The organism is Janibacter alkaliphilus (assembly GCF_013408565.1).
GTDB classification, from domain to species: Bacteria; Actinomycetota; Actinomycetes; order Actinomycetales; family Dermatophilaceae; genus Janibacter; species Janibacter alkaliphilus.
Genome location: NZ_JACBZX010000001.1, coordinates 3,245,149 through 3,266,752, shown reverse-complemented (window position 1 = coordinate 3,266,752; position 21,604 = coordinate 3,245,149). Strand labels below are relative to the sequence as shown.

The following is a 21,604-nucleotide window of genomic DNA, read 5'->3' as shown; positions in this document are numbered from 1 at the left end:
CACCACGTCCGGGGCCGACGCGCGTCCCGTACCGTGGAGTGGTGCAGCCGCTGGCGCAGGTCATCACGGTCTCCGACCGCAGCGCCGCTGGGGAGCGGGAGGACCGCTCGGGCCCGGCGGCGGTCGCCGCGCTGGGCGAAGGGGGATATCCCGCGGAGATCACCGTCGTCCCCGACGGGGAGGCCTCGGTCGCCGCGGCGGTGCGTGCGGCCCTGAGCCAGGGAGCCCGCCTGGTCGTCACCACCGGCGGCACCGGCGTCGGCCCCCGCGACCGCACCCCCGAGGGCACCCGCACCGTCATCGACCGCGAGGTCCCCGGCATCGCCGAGATCATCCGCGCCACCGGTGCGAGGTCGACCCCGCACGCAGTGCTCACCCGCGGCCTGGTGGGGGTCGTCGACGCCACCGACGGGCATCCCGGGGCGCTGGTGGCCAACCTCCCCGGCAGCACCGCCGGTGTCCGCGAGGGCCTCGAGGTGCTGCTGCCCCTGGTGGCGCACGTGCTGGACCAGCTCGCCGGCGGCGACCACCCCGGAGGCCACCCCGCGGGAGGCGAACACTGATGCCGCTCGCGCACGCCGCCGTCACTGACGCCCCCCTCGACCTCGGTCGGCTCTCGGCTGTCGTGGGGTCGACGCAGCACGGCGCCGTGGCCACCTTCGTCGGGGTCGTCCGGGACCACGACCCAGAGGCCGACGGCGAGGTCGTCGCCCTGGACTACTCGGCGCACCCCGAGGCCCCGCAGATCCTCGAGCGGGTGGTGCGCGACGTGCTCGCCCGCTACGACCACGACGACGCCGCGACCGTCGCCGCCGCGCACCGCACCGGTCACCTCGCCGTCGGCGACCTCGCGCTCGTCGTCTGCGTAGGCAGCGCGCACCGGGCGCTGGCTTTCGACGTGTGCCGCGAGGTCGTCGAGGAGATCAAGCGCGAGCTGCCGGTGTGGAAGAAGCAGCACCAGGCCGACGGCGCGCACGTCTGGTCGGGTCTGACGTGCTGACCTCGCTGCCGTCGCCGCGGGTGCGCCCCGCCGAAGGGGTCGGCGCCGCCGGTGTCTCCGCGGACCGGGTCGCACCGGGCACCCCCCTGGTCGACCCGCACGGTCGGCAGCACCGCGACCTGCGGGTCTCGCTGACCGACCGCTGCAACCTGCGCTGCACCTACTGCATGCCCGCCGAAGGGGTGCCCTGGCTGCCCCGCGAGGAGATGCTCTCCACCGACGAGCTGCTCCGGGTCGTGCAGGTGGCCGTCGACGCCGGGATCACCGAGGTGCGGCTGACCGGTGGCGAGCCGCTGCTGCGCCCCGACGCGGTCGACGTCGTCGCCGGGATCGCCGCGATGACCGGCGAGGACGGCCCGGTCGAGGTGTCGCTGACGACGAACGCGCTGCGGATGCCCCAGCTGGCCCGGCCGCTGGCCGACGCCGGGCTGGCCCGGGTCAACATCAGCCTGGACACCCTGCGCCCGGAGCGCTTCGCGGCGATGACCCGGCGCGACCGATTCGCCGACACCATGGCCGGGATCGCGGCGGCCGACGAGGCCGGGCTGCACCCGATCAAGATCAACGCCGTGCTCCAGCGCGAGGTCAACGACGATGAGCCGCTCGAGCTGCTGCGCTGGGCGGTCGAGCGCGGCTACGAGCTGCGCTTCATCGAGCAGATGCCGCTGGACGGCGGCCGCTCCTGGCAGCGCTCGGAGATGATCACCGGCGCCGAGATCCTGGCGATGCTGCGCGACGGGGTCGAGCTCAGCGAGGTCCCGGGTCGTGGGGCTGCCCCGGCCGAGCGTTTCCTCGTCGACGGCGGCCCGGCCACCGTCGGGGTCATCGCCTCGGTCACCCAGCCCTTCTGCGGGTCGTGCGACCGGCTGCGGCTGACCGCCGACGGCCAGCTGCGCTCCTGCCTCTTCGCCCGCGGCGAGACCGACCTGCGCACGCCGCTGCGCGAGGGCCGGGACGAGCGAGACCTCACCGCGCTCATCCACGCCTGCCTGGCTGGGAAGCAGCCCGGTCACGGCATCGACGACCCGGGCTTCCTGCAGCCGCCGCGGCCGATGAGCGCCATCGGCGGCTGACCGGCGCCTCAGCCGGACGTGCGGCGAGCCGCCGTGCCGTCCTCAGCCGCCGGCGAAGGGCGGCAGCACGTCCAGGGTCGCGCCCGGCGGCACCACGGGGTCGCCGTCCCCCGCGTGCACCCCGTCGACGAGCAGCGCGCACCGTGGGAGCACCCGGGACAACGCCGGTCCGTGCCGGTCGCGAGCGGCCGCCAGCACCTCACCCAGCGGCCCGGACGGGTACGTCTCCTCCTCGGTGCCGGCCGCCTCGGCAGCCCCGCCGAACCAGCGCACGGTGATCATGACTCCTCCTCCGGGTCGATGGGCGGGGCGTCCGCCAGGGTGGCCTGGATCGCCCGGCGCAGCGCCGCCTGGTCGACCGGTTCGCCCCGCTCCTGCGCGGCCCCCACGGCGAGACCGAGCAGGTAGGCACCCACCGGGGCCAGGGGCCGGTCGTAACCGTGCGCGACCTGCTTGGTCAGCGCGTGGATCCCGGTGATGTCGACGAGGTCCGGGTCGACCCCCACCGCGTCGGCGGCGAGCTCGACCCAGGCCCGCCACCGGGCCTGCTGCGCGGTGTCGCCGCGCATCCGTGGCACTCGCGGCGCGGTGGTGCCCAGCCGCGCCGACCAGCGGTCCAGGTCGGCGGTGGTGTCGATATCGGCCACCGTGTCGGCGGCCACCGGGACGGTGCGCAGCCTCAGCGGGGAGAGCAGCGCCTTCATCGACCGGTCGTGCACCTGATCCAGGGAGTCCACCGCGGCGCGCAGCGCCCGGGTGCGGTGCAGCCCGAAGAGCCACTGCGGGTGCTCGGCGTCGCCGGCCAGGCAGAGGCCGTCCACGTCCGAGGCGTCGGCGGCCGCGTCGACCTCGGCGGCCGCGGTGAGCAGGGCGGCGATCCCTGAGGCCGGGTCGGCCAGGTCGCCGGCCAGCAGCAGGGTCCACGGCGAGGGCCGGGCCACCGCGCGGAGCCCGGCCGCGGTGCCAGCCGCCGGTCCCCCCGAGGGCGGGTCCTCGAGGGTGACCACGACGTCGTCGGGCACCGCGATCCCGCGGCCGACGAGCACCCGGGCGCGGGCCTGGCCGGTGGCGGCCAGGATCCGGTCGATGAGCCGCTGCCCGCCGAGGACGAGGTCGGCCTTGACCGCCCCGCCGAGCCGGGAGCCGCTGCCCCCGGCGACGACCACGACGTCGTGCGAGACGTCGCCGGCGACGGCGGTCACGCGGGCCCTCCGAGGCTCTCTCGGGTCCACGTGCCGGAGCGGCCCCCTTCCTTCCGCTGCAGCACCACCTCCGCGAGGCAGGCCGACCGGTCGAGTCCCTTGACCATGTCGATGACCGCGAGACCGGCGACCGAGGCGCTGGTCAGAGCCTCCATCTCCACCCCGGTGCGGTCGGCGGTGCGGACGGTGGCCAGCACCTCGACCCCGTGGTCGGCGACGCGCACGTCCACGTCGACCCCGTGCACGCCGATGACGTGCGCGAGCGGGAGCAGGTCCGGGGTCTTCTTGGCCGCCTGGATCCCGGCGATCCGGGCCACGGCGAGCACGTCCCCCTTCGGCACGGAGCCGTCGCGCAGCAGCTCGACGACGTGCGGCGCGCAGCGCACGGTGGCCGACGCGGTGGCGGTCCGCACGCTCGGCCGCTTCTCGGTGACGTCGACCATCCGGGCCTCGCCGGCCTCGTCCAGGTGGGTCAGCGGATGGGTCATCGCAGGCTCCTCGTCGTCAGCACGTCGCCCTCGACGACGTCGATGGTGTCCTCGGGGACCTCCGCCAGCGCGTCCGCACCGGCCAGCGAGGTGACCATGTGCGAGGCCGAGCCGCGCCGGTGGGCGGGCTGGGCCAGCAGCCGCCCGTCGGCGTCGCTGCTGAGCCGGACCGGTACGAGCTGGCGTCGACCCGGCGGTGAGGACCACCCGTGCGCCGCGACCGCCCGGCCGAGCGGCGCCGCCGGCCGACCGAGCATCCGGTCCAGCACCGGTCGGCCGAAGAGCTCGAAGGAGACCGCGGTGCTCACCGGGTTGCCGGGCAGCGCCAGCACCGGGACGCGCCCGCGCCACCGGGCCCACCCTTGCGGCTTGCCCGGCTGGACGCGCACGTGCCGGAAGGTGCCGTCGGCCTGCTCGCCCAGGACGATCCTCGCGACGTCGTGCACGCCGACGCTGACCCCGCCGCTGAGCACGACGAGGTCGCAGCCGGCACTCAGCTCGTCGAGGGCGGCGACGAAGCGGTCCTCGTCGTCGGGGATCACGGTGGTGGCGGCGACCTCGGCGCCCAGCCGGACCGCGGTGGCGGCCAGGTGCGTGCCGTTGGACTCGTAGATCTGACCGCGGGCGAGCTCCGACCCGGCAGGGACCAGCTCGTCGCCGGTGGCGGCGATGCCGAGCACCGGTCGACGGCGCACGCTCACCTCGGGGCATCCGGCGGCCGCCACCGCGGCGAGCCAGGCCGGGTCCAGGGTGGTGCCGGCGGGGCACACCGTGTCGCCGGCCGCGAGATCCTCGCCGGCGCCGCGGACGTGCGCCCCACGGCCGTGCGCCGGTAGCTGGGTGATCGTGACCGTGGCTCCCGCAGGACGGGTCGCCTCGACGGGGACCACCGTGTCGGCGTCACGCGGCAGCGGCGCCCCGGTCATGATCTGTGCGCACTCGCCGCGGCCGAGCGTCGGGTCCTGCCGGTCGCCGGCGGCGATCTCCGCGACGACGTGCAGGCTCGCGCCCACCGCGAGGTCGGCCCAGCGCACCGCATAGCCGTCCATCGCCGAGTTGGCGAAGGCGGGAACGGGCGCGCGCGAGGTGACGTCGTCCGCGAGCACCCGTCCCAGCAGCGCGCGCGGGTCCGCCGTGGAGACCGTCTCGGCGGGGGTCGGTCCGGAGACGAGGGCGAGCACCTCGTCGCGGTACTCCTCGAGGGAGAGCACCGTGCGGCTCTGGCCGGCGGGGATCTCGGGCACTCCGGGTCCTTCGGGGTCGGGGACGGTCTAGTAGCGGGGCAGCTCGGGGGCGACCTGGTCGATCCAGGCGAGCATCCCACCCTCGAGCACGCTGAGCCTCTGGTAGCCCTCGCGGCGCAGCACGTCGGCCGCCAGGTGGGCCCGGGGCCCGGCCTTGCACACGAGCACCAGCTCCTGGTCCGGCTCCAGCCCGAGGCTCCGCAGGTCCGGGTCGTCGGTCAGCTCACCGACGGGCAGGTGCCGGGCGCCCGGAACCACGCCTATCGCGACCTCGGCGGCCTCGCGGACGTCGAGCACCGTCGGGGGCGAGGGTGCCGCCAGCCGGTCCGCCAGGTCGGTCGGGGTGATCAGCGGCGTGCCCTCGTCCGCGCCGGAGCCCGGAGGGCCGGCCGGCGGCGCCATGAGGCCCTGGGGGAGACCGTCGACGTAGGCGCCGGACGGGGCGAGCGGGATCTCCCGCTGGGTGCTGGTGGCCGCGTCGATGTAGAGCAGCCGGCCGCACAGCGGGCGGCCGCTGCCGGTGATCAGCCGGATCGCCTCGCCGGCCATCATCGCGCCGACCTGACCGACCAGCGCGCCGAGGACCCCGGCGTCGCCGCACGCCGGGACGCTGCCCGGGGGAGGCGGGTGCGGGAAGAGGTCGCGCAGCCCGACCGCGGGCACCCCCTCGGGCGCGCCGGGCCAGAAGGTGGTCAGGTGGGCGGCGCTGCGGTAGACGGCCGCCCACACCAGCGGCACCCCCAGAGCGGTGCAGGCGGCGTCGACGACGTAGCGGGTGTCGAAGGTGTCGCTGCCGTCGAGGACGAGGTCGTGGCCCGCCAGCAGCCGCTCGGCGCTGGCGGCGGTCACCCGCTCGGCGAGCCCGACGACCTGGCAGTCCGGGTTCAGCGCCCGGACCGCCTCCACGGCGCTGTCCACCTTCGGGCGGCCCACGTCGTCGGCGGAGTGCACGACCTGGCGCTGCAGGTTGGTGACCTCCACGACGTCGTCGTCGATGACGGTGATCGTGCCGACCCCGGCGGCGGCGAGGTAGAGCAGCACCGGGGAGCCCAGCCCGCCGGCCCCGACCACGGCGACCCGGGCTGCCAGCAGCCGTCGCTGTCCGGTCTCGCCGACGTCGGGCAGCAGCAGGTGCCGGGCGTAGCGCGTGGTCTGCCCCCGGCTCAGCGGGGGGCCGGGGGAGACCAGAGCGGGGACGGGCATGTCTCGACGGTACGCGCCGGCTCGCGCCGGGCCTAGCGCCGCCCGCGCCCGCGGCGCTCGCCGACGCCGTGCAGCTCGGGCCGGTCCCAGCCACGCCCCGGGGCGCGGCTGCCGGTCCCGGCTCCGGGGCGGGCGTCGCGGGAGCGGTAGACGAGGTAGGGGCGGGTCAGGTAGCCCAGCGGGGCGCTGAAGACGTGCACCAGCCGGGTGAAGGGCCACATGGCGAAGAGGATCATGGCGAGCATCGCGTGCAGCTGGAAGCCCAGCGGCGCCTGCGCCATGAGCTCGGGCTCGGGCTGCAGGGCGAAGATGCTGCGCCACCACGGGGAGACCCCCTCGCGGTAGTTGTACTCGCCGCCGATCTGCAGCAGCGACCCGGCGATGGTGTTCCAGATCCCCAGGACGATCACCCCGCCGAGGACGGCGTACATCACCTTGTCGTTCGTCGTCGTCGCCGAGAAGACCGGCCCGGTGGTGCGCCGGCGGTAGACGAGGATGACCAGGCCGACGACGGTGGCGACGCCGGCCGGGATGCCGCCGATGAGCGCGATGAGGTGGTAGGTGTGCCGATCCAGCCCGACCGCGTCCGTCCAGGACTGCGGCACGACCAGACCCATGACGTGCCCGAGGACGACGCCGAGCATGCCGAAGTGGAAGAGCGGGCTGCCGATGCGCAGCAGCCGGTCCTCGTAGAGCTGGGAGGAGCGGGTGGTCCAGCCGAACTTGTCGTAGCGGTAGCGCCAGACGTGCCCGACGACGAAGGTGGCCAGGGTCAGGTAGGGGACGATCACCCAGAGGAACGTGCTCATCGGTGGGCTCCTGCGCGTCGGGTCGGGCCGAGGGTGATGGGCTCGGGCCTCCGGCCCGGCTGCGGGCCGCAGCCGGGCCCCGGGGGAGACAGGTGCTCCTCCAGCGCCGGGTCGAGCGCGTAAGGGGCGTCGTCGATGCCGACCTCCTCCTGAGGAGGCCCTTGCGCGATCAGCCTCGCCAGCGCCTCGTGGTCCTCACCCTCGAGGCGCGGCAGGGTGGCCCGCAGCGCCTGGACCACCGGTAGCCACGGGGAGTCCCGGCCGACCAGCGCGGTGTGCAGCAGCTCGATCCCCACCCGGTGGTCGTTCAGCAGCCGCCAGGCGGTTCCCGGGTCGGTGGTGGCGCCCAGCTCGAGGATCACGCAGAGGTGGTCGGGCAGCTCGGCGTCCTCGTCGGAGAGCACCACCCCGGCGCGCCGGTAGGCCTGCTTGAACCGGATCAGCGCCGCCCCCCGGTTGCGGGTGTCGCCGTGCAGGAAGTACGTCAGGTGCAGCGCGCAGCGACGGGTGACGTCGAAGGTGTCGACGTAGTCGGCCTGAAGGTCGGCCAGGGGCCGCCCCTCGGCGTGCTCGATGAAGCCGAGCAGCGGCTCGCGCACCGGCTCAGGCAGGCCCTCGGCGGCACCGCGCAGCACCGGCAGCAGCTCGATCAGCCGTTGGTCCGGGTAGTCCAGCAGCAGCGAGACCAGCTGCCAGGTGTCGGCGAGCCCGGTGAGCTCGGCCGGGTCCGCGGCGGGTGCGGTCCGCCGGTGCCGTCGCCAGGGCATCATCGGTGCTCACCGCCGCGCCCGGGGCGGGCCGGAGCGTCCTCGTCCCCCCGCGGGAAGAGGCCGTCGGGGGTCCCCTTCCCGTCCCAGTTGAGCAGGTTGACCCGGCCGGTCTTGCGGCCCCCGCCGACGAGCTCGTCGGAGGTCTGCCGCTCCTGCAGCATACGGAAGTTCTCCACCGCTACCGGGGGGCCGGCACCGGGTCCCGAGCCCTCGCCGAAGGGCCCGCTGGTCTCGGGCAGCTCGTCGTCGAAGCCGCTGACCGGACAGTCGGTGGCCAGCTCCTCGAGCGAGTGGGCCTGCTCGCCGTGCGCCGTCGGGATGACGTACCGCTCGTCGTACTTCGCCAGGGCCAGCAGGCGGAACATCTCGTACATCTCCTCCTCGCGCATCCCGACCGCCTCCGGGATGCGCGCCTGCGGGTCGCGCCCGAGGTTGATGTCGCGCATGTAGCTGCGCATCGCCGCCAGCCGCCGCAGCACCGCGTCGACCGGCGCGGTGTCGCCCGCGGTGAAGAGGTTGGCCAGGTACTCCACCGGGATGCGCAGGGTCTCGATGGCGGCGAAGAGGTTGTCGCTGTCCTCGCCGTCGTGCCCGCTGCCGGAGACGGCGTCGACCACCGGGGAGAGCGGCGGGATGTACCAGACCATCGGCATCGTGCGGTACTCCGGGTGCAGCGGCAGCGCGACCTTGTAGTCGCTGATCAGGCGCCGCACCGGGGAGCGGCGGGCCGCCTCCATCCAGTCCTCGGGGATGCCGGCGCGCTCGGCCTCGCGCACCACCTCCGGGTCGGAGGGGTCGAGGAAGACCGAGCGCTGCGCCTCGTAGAGGCCGCTCTCGTCCTCGACCGACGCCGCCTCCAGCACCCGGTCCGCGTCGTAGAGCATGATCCCGATGTAGCGCAGCCGGCCCACGCAGGTCTCGGCGCACACGGTGGGGATGCCCACCTCCACCCGGGGGTAGCAGAAGGTGCACTTCTCCGCCTTGCCTGTCTTGTGGTTGAAGTAGACCTTCTTGTACGGGCAGCCGGTGACGCACATCCGCCAGCCGCGGCAGCGGTCCTGGTCGACGAGGACGATGCCGTCCTCGGTGCGCTTGTAGATCGCGCCGGAGGGGCAGGAGGCGGCGCAGCTGGGGTTGAGGCAGTGCTCGCAGATGCGCGGCAGGTAGAACATGAAGGTCTGGTCGAACTCCATCTTCACCTTGTCCTCGATGCCCTTGAGCATCGGGTCGGCCACGGCGTGCTCGGCGCTTCCGCCGAGGTCGTCGTCCCAGTTCGCCGACCACTGCACGTTGATCGGCTTCCCGGAGAGCATGGAGTAGGGCCGGGCGACCGGGAAGGTGTCCTGGGCGGGGGCGTTGAGCAGCGTCTCGTAGTCGTAGGTCCACGGCTCGTAGTAGTCGTGGATGCTGGGCATCTTGGGGTTGGAGAAGATGTTGAGCAGCTTCTTCAGCCGGCCCCCGGCCCGCAGCGTGAGCCGCCCGTCGCGGCGCCGCGTCCAGCCGCCCTGCCACTCCTCCTGGTCCTCGTATCCCCGCGGGTAGCCCAGGCCCGGCCGGGTCTCGACGTTGTTGAACCACACGTACTCGGTGCCGGACCGGTTGGTCCACGCCTGCTTGCAGGTGACCGAGCAGGTGTGGCACCCGATGCACTTGTCGAGGTTCATGACCATGGCCATCTGTGCCATGACGCGCATGTCTGCGTCCTTCCCTGGGCTCGAGGGTCAGTAGGTGACCGGCGCGGTGCGCCTGCGGATCATCGTGACCTCGTCCCGGTTGTTGCCGGTGGGACCGATGTAGTTGAAGAAGTAGGACAGCTGGGCGTAGCCGCCGATGATGTGGCTGGGCTTGACGAGGATCCGGGTGAGGCTGTTGTGGATGCCGCCGCGCCGCTGGTCGGTCTCGGTGAGCGGCACGTCGATGAGCCGGTCCTGGGCGTGGTGCATGTAGACGGTGCCCTCGGGCATCCGGTGGCTGACCACGGCCCGCGCCGCGACGACGCCGTTGCGGTTGACCGCCTCGATCCAGTCGTTGTCGCGGACCCCGATCTTCGCCGCGTCCACGTCCGACATCCACACCGTCTGCCCGCCTCGGCTGAGGCTGAGCATGAAGAGGTTGTCCTGGTACTCGCTGTGGATCGACCACTTGTTGTGCGGGGTGAGGTAGCGCACCGAGACACCCAGCTCGGAGCGCTCGCCGACCGGGGCCTCGCCGAAGAGGCGGGTCATGTTCAGCGGCGGCCGGTAGGTCGGCAGCGCCTCGCCCATCCCGAGCATCCAGTCGTGGTCGACGTAGAGCTGCTGCCGACCGGTGAGGGTGTGGAAGGGCTTGTGCCGCTCGATGTTGATCGTGAAGGGGGAGTAGCGCCGCCCCCCGGACTCGCTGCCGGACCACTCTGGTGAGGTGATCACCGGCACCGGCGCGGCCTGGGTGTCGGCGAAGGTGATCTGCTTGCCCTCGTGCTCGGCCGCGAGGTCGTGCAGCCGGGTGCCGGTGCGTTGCTCCAGGGTGCGGAAGCCCTGGGTCGCCAGGTGCCCGTTGCAGGTCGCCGACAGGTGCATGATCGAGTCGGCGAACTGCACGTCGGTCTCCAGCCGCGGTCGCCCGGCGGTCGGGCCGCCCCGGACCAGGCCGTTGCGCCGACCGAGGATCTCCACCTCGCGGGCGACGTCGTAGGCGACGCCCTTGGTGACCATCCCCACCTTCTCCAGCAGCGGTCCGATCGAGGTCATCCGCGCGTGCACCGCGGTGTAGTCGCGCTCGACCTCGACGATCACCGGCAGGGTCTTGCCGGGCACCGGCTCGCACTCGCCGTGCTTCCAGTCCCGCACCCGGCCGTGCACCGTGGCCATCGCCTCGGGGGTGTCGTGCCACAGCGGCTTGGCGACGACGTCGGAGCGGGTGCCGAGGTGGTCGGTGGCCATCTGCGAGAAGCGCTCGGCGATCGTCTTCCACGTCTCCCAGTCGCTGCGGGCCTGCCACGGCGGCGCGATCGCCGGGTTGAAGGAGTGCACGAAGGGGTGCATGTCGGTGGTGTTGATGTCGTGCTTCTCGTACCAGGTGGCCGCCGGCAGCACGATGTCGGAGAGCAGCGTGGAGCTGGTCATCCGGAAGTCCAGGGTGAGCAGCAGGTCGAGCTTGCCCTCGGCGGCCTGCTCCGGCCAGGTCACGTCGACCGGGCGCAGCCCGGGGTCGGCCTGCTGCGCCCGGACCGCGTTGTCGGTGCCGAGCAGGTGCTTGAGGAAGTACTCGTTGCCCTTGGCCGAGGAGCCGAAGAGGTTGGCCCGCCACAGCGACAGGATCCGCGGGTGGTTCTCCGGGGCCTCGGGGTCCTCGATGGCGAAGCGCAGGCTGCCGTCCTGCAGGGACCGGGCCACGTGCTCGCCGACCGGCACACCGGCCGCACGGGCCTCGTCGGCGACCGCCAGGGAGCTGCGGTCGAACTGCGGGTAGGAGGGGGTCCAGCCCAGCCGCACGGACTGGGCCAGCAGGTCCATCGTGGTGCGGCCGGCGAAGGCGCCGGTACGACCGTTGACCTCCTCGGCGGAGAAGGTGTCGTAGCGGTACTGGCTGGTGTTGACGTACCAGTACGCGGTCTGGTTCATGTGCCGCGGCGGGCGGACCCAGTCCAGGGCGAAGGCGAGGTGCTGGAAGCCCATGATCGGGCGCACCTTCTCCTGGCCCACGTAGTGCGCCCAGCCGCCGCCGTTGCGGCCCTGGCACCCGGTGATCGTCGTCAGCACGAGCATGGCCCGGTAGATCTGGTCCGAGTGGTACCAGTGGTTGGTGCCGGCGCCCATGAGGATCATCCCGCGACCGCCGGTATCGATGGCGTTCTGCGCCCACTCCCGCGCCAGCCGGGTGATCTGCTCGGCCGGCACCCCGGTGATCTCGGCCCCCCAGGCCGGGGTGGCCGGACCGGACGGGTCGTCGTAGCCGCTCGGCCAGTCGCCGGGCAGCCCCTCGCGGCCGACCCCGTAGTGAGCCAGCACGAGGTCCAGCACGGTGGTGACCACGTGCTCGCCCACCCGACGCACCGGGACCCCGCGGGCCTCGTCCTGGGCGGCGCCGTCGAGGTTGTCGAACCGGGGGAGGGCCACGGCGACGCTCTCCGGGCTGCCGTAGAGGCTGAGCCGGGGACGCAGGTCACCGAGCTCGAGGTTCCAGCGTCCCGCGTCCTGCTCGCCGAACCGGTGCCCGATCGAGCCGTTCGGGACTGCCACCTCGTCGGTCACCTCGTCGACGACCACCGGCTTCCAGGCTGCGTGCTCGGTCTCCTGCTGCGGCCCGTCGAGCTCGGCGGCAGTGAGGAACTTGCCGGGACGCCAGGTGCCGTCGTCGGCCTGCTCCAGGCAGACCAGGTGCGGCAGGTCGGTGTACTGCTGGTTGTAGCCGGTGAAGAAGTCGACCTGCCGGTCGGCGAAGAACTCGCGGAGCACGACGTGGCCCATGGCCATCGCCAGGGCGCCGTCGGTCCCCGGCGCGCTGGCCACCCACTCGTCGGCGAACTTCACGTTCTCCGCGTAGTCCGGGGCGACCGCCACCACCTTCTGCCCGCGGTAGCGCGCCTCGGTCATCCAGTGGGCGTCCGGGGTGCGGGTCAGCGGCACGTTCGAGCCCCACATGATGAGGTAGCCGGCGTCCCACCAGTCCCCGGACTCGGGCACGTCGGTCTGGTCGCCGAACATCTGCGGCGAGGCGTTCGGCAGGTCGGCGTACCAGTCGTAGAAGGAGAGCATCGGGGCGCCGATGAGCTCGTGGAAGCGGGCCCCGGAGGAGTAGGAGACCGGGGACATCGCCGGGATGGGGGAGAAGCCGGCGATCCGGTCCGGTCCCCACCGCTTGATCGTGTAGACGTGCGCCGCGGCGATCATCTCGCTGGCCTCGTCCCAGCTGGCGCGGACCAGCCCGCCCTTGCCCCGGGCGCTCTTGTAGCGGCGCGCCTGCTCGGGGTCCTGGACGATCGACCCCCAGGCGACCACGGGGTCGCCGTAGCGGGCCCTGGCCTCGCGGTACATCTCCAGCAGCACCCCGCGCACGTACGGGTAGCGCACCCGGGTCGGCGAGTAGGTGTACCAGGAGAAGGCGGCGCCGCGCGGGCAGCCGCGGGGCTCGTACTCCGGCCGGTCGGCGCCGGTGCTGGGGTAGTCGGTCTGCTGCGCCTCCCAGGTGATGATCCCGTCCTTGACGTAGACCTTCCAGGAGCACGAGCCGGTGCAGTTCACCCCGTGGGTGCTGCGCACCACCTTGTCGTGGCTCCAGCGGTCCCGGTAGAAGGAGTCCCCGGACCGGCCGCCCTGGAGGTACATGCTCCGCTGATCCGGCGACACCTCGGCGCGGGTGAAGAAGCGGCGGGTGCCGACCAGCGCCTCGGACAGCGGGCCGTCCAGACCCGCGGCCGTGGGCTGCTCGGAGGACGCGTCGGGGCGGTGCGGGGCGGGGGTCATGGGGTGCCTCCTCGGGTGAAGCCGGTCCGGGTCGTCACGTGCGCCAGGCAGCGGTCCGGGCCGACGAAGGGCTGCAACGACAGCTCGGTGTCGTCCTCCCCGAAGACCTCGAGGGTGCCGCGCATGAGGCCGCGGTGGATCCCGCACACCACCTCGGGCTGGCTGTGCGCCAGCTCGATGAAGGGGCAGCCGGTGATCTCGACCTCGACGCTGCGTCCCTCCTGCTCGGTGCGCAGGGTCGGTGAGTAGCCCCACTCGCGCAGCACGTCGATCATCAGCCCGACCTTGCTCAGCCACGCGCCGGGGGAGCGGGCGGGCTCCTCCAGCGACGGCTGCTGCAGCAGGCGCGGGGCGTTCCGCCGGGCCCACGCGGCCCCCGCGGACTCGGGCGTGACCTGCTGGCCGTCCTCGTCCTGGCCGGCGACCATCTCGGCGAGCACCGTGGCCAGCGCCTGGTAGTGCTCCTCGGTGGCCGCGGCCCGGATGCTCCCGGGGGCCACCGCGTACCTCTTGCCGGGGCGGCCGGCGCCCTGGGAGCGGGCCAGGTGGCTGGTGAGCAGGCGGCCGTCGACGAGCTGGTCGAGGTGGAAGCGGACCGTGGTCACGTGCAGCCCGACGAGCCCGGCCAGCTCCTGGGCGCTGAGCCCCTCCTCGCGCTCGTCCTCGGGGAGGTTGGCGAGGGTGTCCACGATGTCCCGTCGGACCGCGGACCGCAGCAGACCCACGCCCTCGTCGGGCGGGGGTGGGGGAGAGGTGCTCACGCACCGGAGTGTGCCAGATAACGATGAATTTCACTACGACTGCGCGTCGGACATCTGATCACCCGACTTCGGCAACACCGATGTGGTGAAAATCGGCGAACTATCAGCGATCTGAATCGCCCGACAGGATGTCGATGCCAGAGGTCGCCGACCTCGACGCGGGCGTGTAGCCTGCCGCTCGTAGTCTCTTAAGAGGAATAAAAAGGAACACCTGCGCGAGATGGAGACCGTCTGATGAGCAGCTCCCCGGAGGCCGCCCGCGGCCGCGAGTGGTTGGAGTCGTGGGACCCGGAGGACGCTGCCTCGTGGGACTCCGGCCTGGCCTGGCGCACGCTGTGGGTCACCACCTTCTGCCTGACCCTCGCCTTCGTCGCCTGGTTCCTGCCCAGCGCGGTGATCCCCAAGCTCAACGCGCTGGGCTACACCTTCAGCGAGAGCCAGCTGTACTGGATGGCTGCGATGCCCGGCCTGGCCGCCGGGCTGCTGCGGCTGGTCTGGATGGTGCTGCCGCCGATCATGGGCACCCGCAAGATGGTCAGCCTGACCACGCTGCTGCTGGTCTTCTCCACGCTGGGCTGGGGCGTGCGGGTGCAGGAGCCCACCGCGCCCTACTGGGAGCTCATGGTGCTGGCCTTCCTCGCCGGCATCGGCGGCGGCGCCTTCTCCGGCTTCATGCCGAGCACGAGCTACTTCTTCCCGCGGCGCATGCAGGGCACGGCGCTCGGGCTGCAGGCCGGCCTGGGCAACTTCGGGGTCTCCCTGGTGCAGCTGCTCACCCCCTACCTCATCGGGATCAGTGCGCTGGCGGTCTTCGGCGGCAGCCAGACGCTGGCCGTCGCCGGCGCGCCCAACGAGGAGGTCTGGTACCAGAACGCCGCCTTCGTCTGGATCCCGCTGATGCTCGTCGGCGCCGTGCTGGCCTGGACGATGCTGCGCTCGGTGCCGGTCGAGGCCAACATCCGCAAGCAGTTCGACATCTTCGGCAACCAGGACACCTGGTGGATGACGCTGCTCTACATCATGACCTTCGGCACCTTCTCCGGCCTGTCGGCACAGTTCGGGCTGCTCATGTCCAACCTCTACGGCGAGTCCAACCCGGAGATCGTCTCCGGCACCGGGGCGCAGGCACAGGTGCTGGTGACCGGCTACGACGTCCCCGACGTGGTCGCCTACGTCTTCCTCGGGCCGCTGGTCGGCGCCGGCGCACGGGTGGTCTTCTCGCCGCTGACCGACCGGATGGGCGGCGCGGTGTGGACGCTGATCTCCGGGATCGGGCTCATCGGGTCCATCGCCTTCACGATGACCACGCTCACCCCGGACACCTCCTCCGCCGCCGCGCTGGAGAGCGGGTTCACGCAGTTCCTCTGGGGGATGCTGGCGATCTTCCTCTTCTCCGGGATCGGCAACGCCTCCACCTTCAAGCAGATGCCGATGATCTTCGAGCGGCGCCAGGCCGGCGGGGTGATCGGCTGGACGGCGGCCATCGCCGCCTTCGGTCCCTTCTTCTTCGGTGTCGGGGTGACCGCGGTGGGGGCGGTCGCCTTCTACGGGATCGGTGTCGCCTGGGCCGTGATGTGCGTCGCCATCACCTGGTGGCGCTACGCCCGCCCGGGGGCGCCGCGCCCCGGCTGAGCCGGCCGAGGCGGACCTGCCGCCCCGTCGCCGGGCGCCGCTGCGCCCGTTGACGATTCTCGGGTCCGAAGCCGCAGCACGTAGAGTTGGCCTCCGCCGAGCGGGAGCGCTCACCCCTGTCTCGGTCGCCCTGATGCGAGAGCGAACGAGGAGTTCCGTGGAGATCTGGCCCGGCCAGCCCTACCCCCTGGGGGCCACCTACGACGGCAGCGGCGTCAACTTCGCCCTCTTCTCCGAGGTCGCCGACCGGGTCGAGCTCTGCCTCATCGACGATGACGGCGGCGAGACCCGCCACGACCTCACCGAGGTGGACGCCTTCGTCTGGCACGGCTACATCGCCGGGATCCAGCCCGGTCAGCGCTACGGCTACCGCGTGCACGGCCCGTGGAAGCCCAGCGAGGGGCACCGCTTCGACGCCAGCAAGCTGCTGCTGGACCCCTACGCCAAGGCGATCGAGGGGCAGATCACCAACGACCAGTCGCTCTACTCCTACGACTTCGCCGACAAGAGCAGGCGCAGCCAGGAGGACAGCCTGGCCAAGACGATGTACTCGGTGGTCATCAACCCCTTCTTCGACTGGGGCCACGACCGGCCGCCGCGGCACGAGTACCACGACAGCGTCATCTACGAAGCGCACGTCAAGGGTCTGACGATGACCCACCCGGAGGTGCCCGAGGAGATCCGCGGGACCTACGCGGCGATCGCCCACCCGGCGATCATCGACTACCTCACCGAGCTGGGGATCACCGCGATCGAGCTGCTGCCGGTGCACCAGTTCGTCCAGGACCCCTCGCTGCAGGACCAGGGCCTGCGCAACTACTGGGGCTACAACACGATCGGCTTCCTCGCCCCGCACAACGGCTACGCCGCGGGGCAGCGCGGCGAGCAGGTCGCCGAGTTCAAGACGATGGTCAAGGCGCTGCACGCCGCGGACATCGAGGTCATCCTCGACGTCGTCTACAACCACACCGCCGAGGGCAACTACCTCGGCCCGACGCTCGCCTTCCGCGGCATCGACAACGCCTCGTACTACCGGCTGGTCGACGAGGACAAGCGCTACTACTACGACACCACCGGCACCGGCAACAGCCTGCTCATGCGCAGCCCCCACGTGCTGCAGCTGATCATGGACAGCCTGCGCTACTGGGTCACCGAGATGCACGTCGACGGCTTCCGCTTCGACCTCGCCGCCACCCTGGCCCGGCAGTTCCACGAGGTGGACAAGCTCTCCGCCTTCTTCGACCTCATCCAGCAGGACCCGGTGATCAGCCAGGTCAAGCTCATCGCCGAGCCCTGGGACGTCGGCGACGGCGGCTACCAGGTCGGCAACTTCCCGCCGCTGTGGACGGAGTGGAACGGCAAGTACCGCGACACGGTGCGGGACTACTGGCGCGGGCAGGGCGCCGACCTCGGCGAGTTCGCCTCACGGCTCACCGGCAGCTCGGACCTCTACGAGCACTCCGGGCGGCGCCCCTTCGCCTCGATCAACTTCGTCATCGCCCACGACGGCTTCACCCTGCGCGACCTCGTCTCCTACAACGAGAAGCACAACGAGGCCAACGGCGAGAACAACCAGGACGGCGAGAGCCACAACCGCTCGTGGAACTGCGGCGTCGAGGGGCCCACCGACGACCCGGAGATCAACGCGCTGCGCGCCCGGCAGCAGCGCAACATCCTGGCCACCCTCATGCTCTCCCAGGGCGTGCCGATGCTCGCCCACGGCGACGAGATCTCGCGCACCCAGGAGGGCAACAACAACGTCTACTGCCAGGACAACGAGATCGCCTGGGTGGACTGGGAGCTCGACGAGCAGGAGCGCGGGCTGCTCGCCTTCACCCGCTCGGTGGTGGCGCTGCGCAACGACCACCCGGTCTTCCGGCGGCGGCGCTTCTTCGCCGGCCGCGCCGACCACGGCGGCGAGTCCGAGATGGGCGACATCGAGTGGTTCCGGCCGGACGCCACCCACATGCAGGACGGCATGTGGGGCGAGGGGTCCGCGGACTCGCTCATGGTCTACCTCAACGGGCAGGCGATCCCGGAGCCGGACGAGCGGGGTCGCCGGGTCGTCGACGACGACTTCCTCATGCTCTTCAACGGTGGCAGCGAGGCGGCCACCTTCACCCTGCCCCCGGCGAACTACGGGCAGGAGTGGAGCGTGGAGGTGGACACGGTCAGCGAAACGGTCGCCGACGGGTCCACGCGCGTCGCGGCCGGCGCCGAGGTGGAGATCCACTCCCGCGCGGTCATGGTGCTGCGGCACGCCCGCGACGACGGCTGAGCGCTGGTCCCACCAGGCGCTGGTCCTGAGGGCCGGCAGCGCGTCCGGAAGGGCGGGCGCCGCTCCGCTCAGGCGCCGTCCGACCCCGCCGGGACCCGGACCATGCCCTCCTGAGCGATGGTGGCGACGAGGGTGCCGTCCTCGCTGAAGACCTTGCCGATGCCCAGCCCACGCCCGCCCTGCGCCGAGGGCGACTCCTGGGCGTAGAGCAGCCAGGCCGAGGGGTCGAAGGGGCGGTGGAACCACATCGTGTGGTCCAGGCTGGCCACGCTCATCGCCCGGTCGGTCCAGGTGCGCCCGTGCCGACGCAGCACCGGCTCCAGCAGCGAGTAGTCGGACATGTACGCCAGCACCGCGGCCCGCACGTAGGGGTCGTCGTCGATCTCGCCGATCGCCCGCATCCACACGTGCTGCACCGCGGTCGGCTCGGTAGACGGCTCGAAGGCGATGTGCCCCTCGACGTAGCGGTGGTCCGCCGGCCGCGCAGCCAGGTGCTGCGCCCGCGGGTGGTCGATGGTCGCGAAGAGGTCGGAGAGCGACGGCAGCTCTGCCGGTGCGGTGACCTCGGGCATCTCGGCATGGTGGTCCAGCCCGCCGGCCGGGTCCTGGAAGGAGGCGGTGAGCGAGAGGATCGGCTTGCCGTGCTGGATCGCGTGCACCCGGCGGGTGGAGAAGGACCGGCCGTCCCGCATCCGCTCCACGGCGAAGCGGATCGGCAGGGTGTCGTCGCCGGGGCGCATGAAGTAGGCGTGCAGCGAGTGCGGCAGCCGCCCCTCGTGCTCGTCCCGGACGGTGAGGCTGGTGGCCATCAGCGCCTGCGCCAGCACCTGACCGCCGAAGACCCGGTTGTGCGGCTGCTTGATGCTCTGCCCGATGAAGACGTCCGCGGCGCCGCTGCTGACTGCGACCGCCTCCTCGCCGTCGACACCGTCGATCCGGATCTGCGCGCTGCCCAGCGGCTCCAGCCGCAGGATGGCCAGCAGGTCCGCCAGGGAGGCCTCCTGCTGCGCGGTGAGACCGCTCTGCTCGCTCACGTGACTACCTTCTCCCGTCGTGCCGTCTGGTGCGCCCGTCTCGGTGGTGCCTCCCACGGGGAGACTAGGCGATCAGCGGCCGGGCCGGGTCACGCCGCGGCATCGCCCGGCGGTCCAGGGCCTCCCAGGCGGCCGCCATCCGGCGGACCGCCTCGCGCAGGGTGGCCTCCGGGGCGGTGAAGGGGATGCGCAGCCGGCGCTCCAGACCGGACTCGGCGGCGAAGCGTGGTCCCGGCGCGAGCAGCACCCGGCGGGCCTCCGCGGCCACGACGAAGGCGGTGGAGACCGGCTCGGGCAGCTCCACCCACAGGCTCAGCCCACCGTCGGGGATGCGGAAGCGCCAGCTCGGGAGGTGGGAGCGCAGCTCGGCGGCTAGCACGTCGCGGCGCGCGGTGGCGGCCTCGCGGTGCGTGGTGGCGATCTCGTCCTCGTGCGCCATGAGCTCCAGCAGGGCGAGCTGCTCGAGCACGGCCGAGCCCAGATCGAGGGTGGTGCGGGCGGCGACCAGGGGGCCCATGAGCTCGGCGGGGGCGCGGAGCCAGCCGATCCGCAGCCCGCTCCAGTGGCTCTTGCTGGCGCCGCCGATCATCACCGTGCGGTGGTGGTGGGCGCCGAAGGGGGCGGGCATGCCGCCGTCGGCGGCCGGGCCGGTGAGGGCGGTGCCGGCGAGGGTCTCGTCGACCAGGGCGAGGGCCCGCTGCCGGCGCAGGATGTGGCTCAGCCGGGCGCGCTCGTCGTCGCTCATCAGCAGGCCGGTGGGGTTGTGGAAGTCGGGCAGCAGCAGCGCCGCGCGGGCGCCGGCGCGCGCCGCCGAGGCCCAGGTGTCGAGGTCCCAGCCGTCGTCGTCCAGCGGCACGGCCACCGGCCGCAGCCCGTGGGCACGCAGCGAGGCGAGGGAGTTGGGGTAGACCGGGCTGTCCAGCAGCAGCCGCTCGCCCGGCACGAGGTGGGCCCGGGCGGCGACGGCGTGCGCGCCGATGGCCCCGCTGGTGATCATCACCTGGTCGGCGTGGGTGGGCAGGCCCCGGCGGGTGTAGTCCTCGGCGATCGCCTCGCGCAGCGCGGGCACCCCGAGCGGGTAGTAGCCGGAGCCGCCCATCTCGGGGGACCAGCGGCTCAGCGCCTGCTCGTAGGCCGCGTGCAGCTGGACCGGTGGCGGCAGCACGGCGCAGGTGAGGTCGATGGCGCCGTCGGCCGAGCCGGTGGACTCGGCCGGCATGAGCGCGCCCCGCCCGTCCCGGGAAGCGGCGTCCGGCAGGGCGGCGACCGTGCCGGACCCGTGGCGGGCGGTGGCGAAGCCGGCGTCGACGAGCCGGGCGTAGGCGCGCGTGATCGTCGTCCGGCTGACGCCGAGCTGCTCGGCCAGGACCCGCTCGCTGGGCAGCCGGGTGCCGGCTGGGACCCGGCCGTCGTCGACGAGCATCTGCAGCGCGGTGGCCACCTCGCGGTAGGCGGGGGAGCGGCGGGGCGCGTCGTCGAGCAGGGTGGCCAGCCGGCCGGGGGAGATGCTGCGGGGCATGCGAACCACTTTGTCACGATTGGCTCTTCGCCGGGAAGGGGCGGTCGGCGAGCATGGAGCCATGCGCACGCTCCTTCGCCGCAACGTCCCGCTCGAGCCGATGACCCCGCTCGAGCAGCTGCGGGCCGGCCGCACCGGGCGACGGCTGGCCCAGCTCGTCGTCGGGCTGGTCCTCTTCGGGGTGGCGATGGGGATGCTGGTGCGGGCCCACCTCGGGCTGGAGCCCTGGGGGGTCTTCCACGACGGGCTGCGCCGGCTCACCGGGCTGAGCTTCGGCACGATCATCATCCTCACCAGCGTGGCGGTGCTGCTGCTGTGGATCCCGCTGCGGCAGTGGCCCGGGCTGGGCACGATCGCCAACGCGGTGATCGTCGGGCTGGCCACCGACGCCACCCTCGCGGTGCTCGACGACGCCGAAGGGCTGGCCGCCCGGTGGGCGCTGCTGATCGGCGGCATCGTCGTCAACGGCTTCGGCGGGGCGCTCTACATCGGCAGCCAGTACGGCGCGGGGCCGCGGGACGGACTGATGACCGGCCTGGCCCAGCGCACCGGGCGCTCGATCCGGCTGGTGCGCACCCTGCTGGAGATCACCGTGCTGGCCCTGGGCTGGCTGCTCGGCGGGGTGGTCGGAGTCGGCACGGTGCTCTACGCGCTGCTCATCGGGCCGGTGATCCAGGCCTTCCTGCCGATGGTCACGGTGGACCTCTCCGGGCGTCCGCGCGAGGGCGGCGCTGGGCCCGAGCCAGCGCCGGGCCTGGCGGCCTGCGCCACCGACCCGGCCCCCTGAGCCGATCCACCCCCACCCACCCACCCACCCCCACCCACCCGACCCGCGTTCACCCGGGCAATCTTCGCGCGGTGGCTCGCAACTGCCCGGGCAAATTGCAGAAGGGGCGCAACTGCCCGGGTAATTGTCAAGGAGGGGGCGCAACTGCCCGGGCAATTGTCAAGAAGGGGGCGCAACTGCCCGGGCAATTGCGGAGAAGGGGGCGCAACTGCCCGGGCAATTGCGGAGAAGGGGGCGCAACTGCCCGGGCAATTGTCAGGGAGGGGCGCAACTGCCCGGGCAATTGTCAAGAAGGGGGCGCAACTGCCCGGGCAGTTGCGAAGGAGGGGGCGCAACTGCCCGGGCAGTTGCCGAGAAGGG

General features: G+C 72.8%; 18 protein-coding genes. 6 read left to right on the top strand and 12 right to left on the bottom strand.

Annotated features, from left to right (window positions below; translation table 11 throughout):
* Positions 1–41: 41 nt before the first annotated feature.
* Genes BJY28_RS15440 through moaA form a run of 3 tightly spaced genes read left to right on the top strand, consistent with a single transcriptional unit; the run spans position 42 to position 2,073 of the window.
* Positions 42–563, top strand: coding sequence for a molybdenum cofactor synthesis domain-containing protein (locus BJY28_RS15440; protein WP_179463782.1), 522 nt, complete (start codon positions 42–44; stop codon positions 561–563).
* Positions 563–1,000 carry a molybdenum cofactor biosynthesis protein MoaE gene (locus tag BJY28_RS15435; RefSeq protein ID WP_179463781.1) on the top strand — a complete coding sequence of 146 codons (438 nt, stop codon included), beginning with the start codon at positions 563–565 and terminating at the stop codon, positions 998–1,000. The genes BJY28_RS15440 and BJY28_RS15435 overlap by 1 nt, the downstream gene beginning before the upstream one ends.
* Positions 997–2,073 carry a GTP 3',8-cyclase MoaA gene (moaA, locus tag BJY28_RS15430; RefSeq protein ID WP_425485725.1) on the top strand — a complete coding sequence of 359 codons (1,077 nt, stop codon included), beginning with the start codon at positions 997–999 and terminating at the stop codon, positions 2,071–2,073. Before BJY28_RS15435 ends, moaA begins: the two co-directional genes overlap by 4 nt.
* Before the next feature lie 42 nt (positions 2,074–2,115).
* Here the strand turns inward: moaA and BJY28_RS15425 are convergent, their stop codons facing one another.
* Genes BJY28_RS15425 through BJY28_RS15380 form a run of 10 tightly spaced genes read right to left on the bottom strand, consistent with a single transcriptional unit; the run spans position 2,116 to position 13,994 of the window.
* Positions 2,116–2,355, bottom strand: coding sequence for a MoaD/ThiS family protein (locus BJY28_RS15425; RefSeq protein WP_179463780.1), 240 nt, complete (start codon positions 2,353–2,355; stop codon positions 2,116–2,118).
* Positions 2,352–3,275 carry an NTP transferase domain-containing protein gene (locus tag BJY28_RS16985; RefSeq protein ID WP_179463779.1) on the bottom strand — a complete coding sequence of 308 codons (924 nt, stop codon included), beginning with the start codon at positions 3,273–3,275 and terminating at the stop codon, positions 2,352–2,354. The genes BJY28_RS15425 and BJY28_RS16985 overlap by 4 nt, the downstream gene beginning before the upstream one ends.
* Entirely contained in the window at positions 3,272–3,763 is a 492-nt protein-coding gene (gene moaC, locus BJY28_RS15415) for a cyclic pyranopterin monophosphate synthase MoaC (RefSeq protein ID WP_179463778.1), read from the bottom strand. Before moaC ends, BJY28_RS16985 begins: the two co-directional genes overlap by 4 nt.
* The gene (locus BJY28_RS15410) at positions 3,760–5,007 is read right to left on the bottom strand and encodes a molybdopterin molybdotransferase MoeA (protein ID WP_343037149.1); all 1,248 of its coding nucleotides are present in this window, start codon (positions 5,005–5,007) and stop codon (positions 3,760–3,762) included. Before BJY28_RS15410 ends, moaC begins: the two co-directional genes overlap by 4 nt.
* A 27-nt stretch (positions 5,008–5,034) precedes the next feature.
* Positions 5,035–6,210, bottom strand: a complete 1,176-nt coding sequence (locus BJY28_RS15405) for a ThiF family adenylyltransferase (protein ID WP_179463777.1) — start codon at positions 6,208–6,210, stop codon at positions 5,035–5,037.
* Between the two features lie 32 nt (positions 6,211–6,242).
* Entirely contained in the window at positions 6,243–7,019 is a 777-nt protein-coding gene (gene narI, locus BJY28_RS15400) for a respiratory nitrate reductase subunit gamma (protein WP_179463776.1), read from the bottom strand.
* Positions 7,016–7,786: a nitrate reductase molybdenum cofactor assembly chaperone gene (narJ, locus tag BJY28_RS15395; RefSeq protein WP_179463775.1), complete on the bottom strand. Its 771-nt coding sequence runs from the start codon at positions 7,784–7,786 to the stop codon at positions 7,016–7,018. The genes narI and narJ overlap by 4 nt, the downstream gene beginning before the upstream one ends.
* Positions 7,786–9,483, bottom strand: a complete 1,698-nt coding sequence (gene narH / locus BJY28_RS15390) for a nitrate reductase subunit beta (RefSeq protein WP_179463774.1) — start codon at positions 9,481–9,483, stop codon at positions 7,786–7,788. Before narH ends, narJ begins: the two co-directional genes overlap by 1 nt.
* 27 nt (positions 9,484–9,510) lie before the next feature.
* Positions 9,511–13,233, bottom strand: coding sequence for a nitrate reductase subunit alpha (locus BJY28_RS15385; RefSeq protein ID WP_179463773.1), 3,723 nt, complete (start codon positions 13,231–13,233; stop codon positions 9,511–9,513).
* Entirely contained in the window at positions 13,230–13,994 is a 765-nt protein-coding gene (locus tag BJY28_RS15380) for a helix-turn-helix domain-containing protein (RefSeq protein ID WP_179463772.1), read from the bottom strand. The genes BJY28_RS15385 and BJY28_RS15380 overlap by 4 nt, the downstream gene beginning before the upstream one ends.
* Before the next feature lie 234 nt (positions 13,995–14,228).
* Between BJY28_RS15380 and BJY28_RS15375 the strand changes: the two genes are divergently transcribed.
* Together BJY28_RS15375 and glgX are read left to right on the top strand one after the other, a co-directional pair.
* Positions 14,229–15,626, top strand: coding sequence for an MFS transporter (locus tag BJY28_RS15375; RefSeq protein WP_179463771.1), 1,398 nt, complete (start codon positions 14,229–14,231; stop codon positions 15,624–15,626).
* A 157-nt stretch (positions 15,627–15,783) separates the two neighbouring features.
* On the top strand, positions 15,784–17,904 hold the full coding sequence (glgX, locus tag BJY28_RS15370; RefSeq protein ID WP_179463770.1) for a glycogen debranching protein GlgX: 2,121 nt from the start codon (positions 15,784–15,786) through the stop codon (positions 17,902–17,904).
* A 68-nt stretch (positions 17,905–17,972) separates the two neighbouring features.
* Here the strand turns inward: glgX and BJY28_RS15365 are convergent, their stop codons facing one another.
* Both BJY28_RS15365 and yczR read right to left on the bottom strand, forming a co-directional pair.
* Positions 17,973–18,938: an acyl-CoA thioesterase domain-containing protein gene (locus BJY28_RS15365; RefSeq protein WP_179463769.1), complete on the bottom strand. Its 966-nt coding sequence runs from the start codon at positions 18,936–18,938 to the stop codon at positions 17,973–17,975.
* A gap of 64 nt (positions 18,939–19,002) precedes the next feature.
* On the bottom strand, positions 19,003–20,457 hold the full coding sequence (yczR, locus tag BJY28_RS15360) for a MocR-like transcription factor YczR (protein ID WP_179463768.1): 1,455 nt from the start codon (positions 20,455–20,457) through the stop codon (positions 19,003–19,005).
* Between the two features lie 61 nt (positions 20,458–20,518).
* Between yczR and yczE the strand changes: the two genes are divergently transcribed.
* Positions 20,519–21,244, top strand: coding sequence for a membrane protein YczE (gene yczE, locus BJY28_RS15355; protein ID WP_179463767.1), 726 nt, complete (start codon positions 20,519–20,521; stop codon positions 21,242–21,244).
* The last annotated feature ends 360 nt before the right edge of the window (positions 21,245–21,604 follow it).

Excerpts from the sequence above, each read along its gene's own strand:
- BJY28_RS15435 (WP_179463781.1), top strand. The coding sequence starts at position 563 with ATGCCGCTCGCGCACGCCGCCGTCACTGACGCCCCCCTCGACCTCGGT.
- BJY28_RS15425 (WP_179463780.1), bottom strand. The coding sequence starts at position 2,355 with ATGATCACCGTGCGCTGGTTCGGCGGGGCTGCCGAGGCGGCCGGCACC.
- moaC (WP_179463778.1), bottom strand. The coding sequence starts at position 3,763 with ATGACCCATCCGCTGACCCACCTGGACGAGGCCGGCGAGGCCCGGATG.
- BJY28_RS15405 (WP_179463777.1), bottom strand. The coding sequence starts at position 6,210 with ATGCCCGTCCCCGCTCTGGTCTCCCCCGGCCCCCCGCTGAGCCGGGGG.
- narI (WP_179463776.1), bottom strand. The coding sequence starts at position 7,019 with ATGAGCACGTTCCTCTGGGTGATCGTCCCCTACCTGACCCTGGCCACC.
- narJ (WP_179463775.1), bottom strand. The coding sequence starts at position 7,786 with ATGCCCTGGCGACGGCACCGGCGGACCGCACCCGCCGCGGACCCGGCC.
- narH (WP_179463774.1), bottom strand. The coding sequence starts at position 9,483 with ATGCGCGTCATGGCACAGATGGCCATGGTCATGAACCTCGACAAGTGC.
- BJY28_RS15385 (WP_179463773.1), bottom strand. The coding sequence starts at position 13,233 with ATGACCCCCGCCCCGCACCGCCCCGACGCGTCCTCCGAGCAGCCCACG.
- BJY28_RS15375 (WP_179463771.1), top strand. The coding sequence starts at position 14,229 with ATGAGCAGCTCCCCGGAGGCCGCCCGCGGCCGCGAGTGGTTGGAGTCG.
- yczR (WP_179463768.1), bottom strand. The coding sequence starts at position 20,457 with ATGCCCCGCAGCATCTCCCCCGGCCGGCTGGCCACCCTGCTCGACGAC.
- yczE (WP_179463767.1), top strand. The coding sequence starts at position 20,519 with ATGCGCACGCTCCTTCGCCGCAACGTCCCGCTCGAGCCGATGACCCCG.